Origin of the sequence: Actinomadura napierensis (genome assembly GCF_039529375.1) — a bacterium.
GTDB lineage: Bacteria > Actinomycetota > Actinomycetes > Streptosporangiales > Streptosporangiaceae > Spirillospora > Spirillospora napierensis.
In genome coordinates this window covers 1-5,519 of the sequence record NZ_BAAAMR010000222.1, presented here as the reverse complement: position 1 = coordinate 5,519, position 5,519 = coordinate 1, and the positions used below count along the sequence as shown (strand labels likewise).

Annotated in this window: 4 protein-coding genes and 2 pseudogenes; 4 read left to right on the top strand and 2 right to left on the bottom strand. The window is 73.0% G+C overall.

Features of this window, described 5'->3' with window-relative positions:
* From ABD296_RS48720 to ABD296_RS48705, 4 genes and pseudogenes are all read left to right on the top strand, one after another.
* A pseudogene (locus tag ABD296_RS48720) lies at positions 1-220 on the top strand (trehalose synthase); the annotation flags it as partial.
* 2 nt (positions 221-222) lie between these two features.
* On the top strand, positions 223-1,644 hold the full coding sequence (locus ABD296_RS48715) for a maltokinase N-terminal cap-like domain-containing protein (protein WP_344285146.1): 1,422 nt from the start codon (positions 223-225) through the stop codon (positions 1,642-1,644).
* A gap of 295 nt (positions 1,645-1,939) precedes the next feature.
* Entirely contained in the window at positions 1,940-2,839 is a 900-nt protein-coding gene (locus ABD296_RS48710; protein ID WP_344285143.1) for a C40 family peptidase, read from the top strand.
* Positions 2,840-3,004: 165 nt separating this feature from the next.
* A complete protein-coding gene (locus ABD296_RS48705) occupies positions 3,005-4,000 on the top strand; it encodes an aldo/keto reductase (RefSeq protein WP_407061588.1) in 996 nt (331 codons plus the stop codon).
* Positions 4,001-4,017: 17 nt separating this feature from the next.
* Here the strand turns inward: ABD296_RS48705 and ABD296_RS48700 are convergent, their stop codons facing one another.
* Together ABD296_RS48700 and ABD296_RS48695 are read right to left on the bottom strand one after the other, a co-directional pair.
* Positions 4,018-4,911 carry a serine/threonine-protein kinase gene (locus ABD296_RS48700; protein ID WP_344285137.1) on the bottom strand — a complete coding sequence of 298 codons (894 nt, stop codon included), beginning with the start codon at positions 4,909-4,911 and terminating at the stop codon, positions 4,018-4,020.
* Positions 4,889-5,519 (bottom strand): annotated as a pseudogene (locus ABD296_RS48695) (N-6 DNA methylase); the annotation flags it as partial. The gene ABD296_RS48700 and the pseudogene ABD296_RS48695, both read right to left, overlap by 23 nt.

Below are 5,519 nucleotides of genomic sequence, written 5' to 3'. Positions count from 1 at the left end.
GGGCGGCGTGCAGTTCCCCGCCATCGGCGAACTGCCCTACCTGCTCACCCTCCCCGGCCACGGCTTCTACTGGTTCCAGCTCACGCCCCCGGACGAGGCGCCCGCCGACCCGCCCGCCGGTCCCGCGGCCGACGTCGCCGGAACCGTGAGCGACACCGCCGCCGGCACCGCGCCGGACACGGGCGGCGAACCGGGAACCGGCGTGGAGAGGGACGGCTGACGGTGCTGCCACCCGAGCACGTCCTCACGCGGGATCTCGCGGACTGGCTGCCCCGGCAGCGCTGGTTCGGCGGCAAGGACGCCCCGATCGAGGAGCTGTCGATCGGCATCGCCACGGAACTCCTGGCGGGCGACCCGGGGCTGCATCACCTGGTCCTCGACGTCCGCCAGAACGGCGCGTCCGACCGGTACCAGGTCCTGCTCGGCGTCCGCCGCGACCTGCCGGACCGGCTCAGGTACGCGCGGATCGGCGCGCCGCCGGACGGCGGCGCGAAGGAGCAGGTCTACGACGCCGCGCACGACCCGGACCTGACCCGCACGCTGCTGGAGGACCTGGCCGCCGGCGCGTCGGTCGGCCCGCTGCGCTTCCGGCACGTCCCCGGGGCCCGCATCCGGACGGATCTGACGAGCCTGCCCATCACGGCCGAGCAGAGCAACACCTCGCTGCTGTTCGGCGACGACTACATCTGCAAGCTGTTCCGCCGGCTCAGCGACGGCATCAACCTCGACCTGGAGGTCAACCTGGCGCTGACGCGGGCCGGCTGCGAGCACGTCCCGGCCGTCCACGGCTGGATCGAACTGGAGGAGGCGGACGGCGCCGGCGGGGAGCCGGTCACGCTCGGCCTGCTGTCGGACTACCTGCGCACCGGCGCCGACGGCTGGAGCCTGGCGATCGCGAGCGTCCGCGACTGGTTCGCGCACACGACGCAGCCCGAAGAGGACGAATGGGCGGAACTGGACGCCAGCGCAGCCGGCGGCGACTTCGCCGCCGAGGCCGAGCGGCTCGGCGCCGCGACCGCGCAGGTGCACCGGGCGCTCGCCGACGCGTTCGGGGTGACGGTCGTCCCCGCCGACGAGATCCGGGCGATGGCCGCGCGGATGAACGCGGAACTGACCCGGACGTGCCGGGACGTGCCCGGCCTCGCGCCGCACGCCAAGGCGCTCACCGGCGCCTACATCGACCTGGCCGCGCAGGCCGGGCCGCTGGCGGTGCAGCGCGTGCACGGCGACTACCACCTCGGCCAGGTGCTGCGCTCGGAGTCGGGCTGGACGCTGCTGGACTTCGAGGGCGAGCCCGCCCGCACGCAGCGCGAGCGCCGCGCCCTGTCGCACCCGCTGCGGGACGTCGCCGGGATGCTCCGCTCGTTCGAGTACGCGGCGCGGTTCCTCATCACCAGATCCGGGACGGTTCCGCTGGAGTCGGGCGGCCATCTGGAGACGCGGGCGCACGCGTGGGCGGCGCGCAACCGGGCCGCGTTCTGCCGCGGCTACGCGGCGGCGGGCGGCGCGGACCCGGCCGCGCACGCGGTGCTGCTGCGCGCGTTCGAATTCGAGAAGGCGGTCTACGAGGTGCGCTACGAGGCGCGGAACCGGCCGGCCTGGCTGCCGGTGCCGCTGAAATCGCTGGCGCATCTGACCGCTTGATCAAAGAGCACCGAACAGCGGCCTCAATTCCGCTCCATGATCATGCAAAATCGGCCGGTTCTCCCCCATTCAAGCACGATCACCGGGTACCCGAACTGTCGGCGGGATGATCAACCGACGAGGGAAAACGGAGAGCTCGAGAATGTGCATCGCACACCACTCGCATCGGGACGGCACCGATCGCCGACCACGCACCGTCCGGTCCGCAAGCCATACCGGGCGGCCCGTCCGAAAACATCGGGCGATCGCCATCGCCGTCACCGCGACCGCCGCCGGATTCGCCCTGGCGGTCCCGATGGGGGCACCGGCACAGGCGGCGCTCAACCCGACCGTGCTGAAGCGGCTCAACCTCGACGCCGCGACGCTGAGCAAGGTCAAGGCCTATGACCGGTACCGCACCAGGGTCGCCGAGCAGCGCACCGACGCCAAGCACGCGCTGGCGTTCGCGCGCAAGCAGATCGGCAAGCCGTACCGGTGGGGCGCGACGGGCCCGTCCAGCTACGACTGCTCGGGGCTGGCCATGGCCGCCTGGCGCAGGGCCGGCGTGAAGCTCCCGCGCGTCACCTATTCGCAGTACCGGGTGGTCCCGCGGAAGGTGGGCCTGGGCGACCTCAAGCCCGGCGACCTGGTCTTCTTCCACGGCCGAAGTCACGTCGGCATCTACGTCGGCCGCGGCCGATTCCTGCACGCGCCGCACACCGGCGCGCGGGTGCGGGTCGACAGGCTGGGCGGTACCCGAAAACGGCAGTTCGCCGGCGCGGTACGGCCCGGGGCGCCGGCGAGGCGGACGTTCTCTCCGTCCATCCGCGAACTCGTCGACAAAATAGACAAAATGGCCGCACAGGATCGCGAGACGCAGCGAAAGCCGCCAGATAAGCAGCGGACCCCCCACCTTCCGCCACCCAACGACATACCGGCCGGACACCCGGCGAAAGCCCCCGCGCGCACCCCCGCACATTCCGCGGCCCAGGCACCGCGAAGCGACCACACGTCGATCCATAAGAAGCCTGCCGGACCGGACAGGGATCCGGCCCCGCGGCCGAGGCACGTGAAGCCCGCCGCGAAGCACCCGCACCACACGGACGCACCGCACGGAAGCGCCGGCAAGAACTCCCGGAACGACGCCGACTGGCAGTCCTGGACACCGTTCGGGCACACCGGGACCATGAAGGCGCCCGGCCACATCCCCGGCTGATCCAGCCGAACCACGTCACGTCACCAGCGGCACCCGCCCGCGCCGTCACCGACGCCATCGTGACGCCGCCCGCACGCCGCCATGGACGTCCGGACGTCCATGGCGGCACGCCGTTCGCTCCGCGGCTTGACCTGGAGCACACTCCAGCTGCTTGGCTGGATCACCATGGAGTACACGCAGCTCGGCCGCACCGGCCTGAAGGTCAGCCGCCTCGTCCTCGGCACGATGAACTTCGGCCCGTTCACCGAGGAGGCCGACGGCCACGCCATCATGGACGCGGCGCTCGACGCGGGCGTCAACTTCTTCGACACCGCCAACGTCTACGGGTGGGGGAAGAACAAGGGCCGCACCGAGGAGATCATCGGCACCTGGTTCGCCAAGGGCGGCGGCCGCCGGGAGAAGACCGTCCTGGCGACGAAGGTCTACGGCGACATGGCCGCCGAGGACGACCCGTGGCCGAACCAGGGCCGGCTGTCGGCGCTGAACATCCGCCGCGCCTGCGACGCGTCGCTGAAGCGGCTCGGCACCGACCACATCGACCTGTACCAGTTCCACCACATCGACCGGACGACGCCGTGGGACGAGATCTGGCAGGCCGTCGACGTCCTCGTCCAGCAGGGCAAGGTGCTGTACGCCGGGTCGTCGAACTTCCCCGGCTGGGGCATCGCGCAGGCGAACGAGGCGGCCGCGCGGCGCGGCTCGCTCGGCCTGGTGAGCGAGCAGTGCCTGTACAACCTGGTCGAGCGGCGCGCGGAGATGGAGGTGATCCCCGCGGCCGAGGCCTACGGCCTCGGCGTCATCCCGTGGTCGCCGCTGCACGGCGGCGTGCTGGGCGGCGTCCTGCGCAAGGAGAGCGAGGGCGGCACGTCCCGGTCCCGCTCGGGCCGCGCCGCGGAGATGCTGTCCGACCCGGCGGAGCGGGCGAAGATCCAGGCGTACGAGGACCTGTGCGACAAGCACGGCATCGCCCCCGGCGACGCCGGCCTGGCCTGGCTGCTGACCCGCCCCGGCGTCACCGGCCCGATCGTCGGCCCGCGAGTCCAAGAGCAGCTCGACTCCGCGCTGCGCGCCGTCGAGCTGGAGCTCTCCGCGGAATTCCTGACCGCCCTCGAGGAGATCTTCCCCGGACCCGGCGCGGCCCCCGAGGCGTTCGCCTGGTGACGCGCCGGTAAGTGGCGTCAGTCGCGCGCCTGGCCGACGATCAACGCGTACATGCGGTCAGGGCTGGGCGTGGACGCGGGCTCCAGGAAGCCGGGCAGCAGCGGCAGGCCGGTCGCGAACGGGCGCGCCCGCTCATAGAGGGCGGGCGCGTCCGGCGGCCGGTTCTCCGGCTTCTTCTCCAGCAGGCCCTGGACGAGCGCGTTCAGCTCGTCCGGCACGTCCGGAATCATCGGCGGCGGCTCCCGGACGTGCTTGTCGAACACCGCGTACGCGGTCGGCCCGGCGAACAGCTGCCGTCCGGTCAGCATCTCGTGGAGGACGCAGCCCAGCGCGTACAGGTCGCTGCGCGGCCCGGCGACGCCCTCCTCGATCTGCTCCGGCGCCATGTAGGCGGGCGTGCCGAGGATCTGCCCGTGCCGGGTGAAGTGCGCGACGTCGGCGTCGCCGAGGACGGCGAGGCCGAAGTCCAGGACCTTGACGCTGCCGTCGGGGCAGAGCATCAGGTTGGTCGGCTTCAGGTCGCGGTGCCAGATCGACAGCGAGTGCGCGGCCGACAGGACGGCGGCGGCCTGCGCCGTGATGCCCGCAGCCCACGGCACCGGCACCGGGCCGTGCTCGGCGATCAGGTCGGCGACGGTGACGCCGTCGATGAACTGCATGACCTGGAACAGCCGCTGCTCGAACGTGCCGAAGTCGTAGAGGGTGGGGGCACCCGCGTGCTCCAGACGGGCGAGGATGCGCGCCTCGCGGATGAACCGCCGCTCCAGGTCGTCGTCGGGGCCGCCGGGAAGTTCGAGGAACTTCACCGCGACGCGGCGGCCGAGCCGGGTGTCGTGGGCGGCGTAGACGGCGCCCATCCCGCCGCGGCCGAGGGGGAATTCGTCCAGCTCATACCGGTCGGCGACGAGCATGGTTCTCCCGGGGGGTGTCGGCGGGGGCGAGGTGGCCGTCGAGCAGACCGTCGAAGCTCAGCCGGACCAATGATTCCCCGATCGCCGACATCTCGCGCAATGTCGCGGTCAGTTCGGCCATCTCGGTGAAGGCACGGCCGTAGGCGCGCTGCCGTTCGGGGGACAGCCGGGGGACGCGCATCCGGCGCAGGTCCATCCGGCTCGACCCGGTCCCGGTGCGGGTGTGGGCGAAGGTCAGGAACCCGGCGAGGAAGCCCGGGTCGAGACGGGCCGGGTCCGGGCGGTAGAGGGTGAGGTAGGGGCCGAGCGCGGCGTGCTCGCCGCGCACGACCCGGGCGGTGCCGGCGGCGGTCGCGACCACGTCGCCCGGCTCCAGCATGACCAGCCCGGGGACGGCGGCGGCCGTGCCGGACGGGGCCGCGCCGGAGGTCAGGTCGTCGGCGGTCAGCACCGGGACGGCGGACCCGGCGGGCAGCCGCGCGGGCGCGTGCCGGATCGCGACGTCGCGGGTCCGCGCCAGCTCGGCGATGGTGGTGAACGGCAGCGGCCGCGGCTCGGGCAGCAGGTCGAGCGCGGGCGGGCCGGGCGCGGCGGCGGCGCGCCGGACG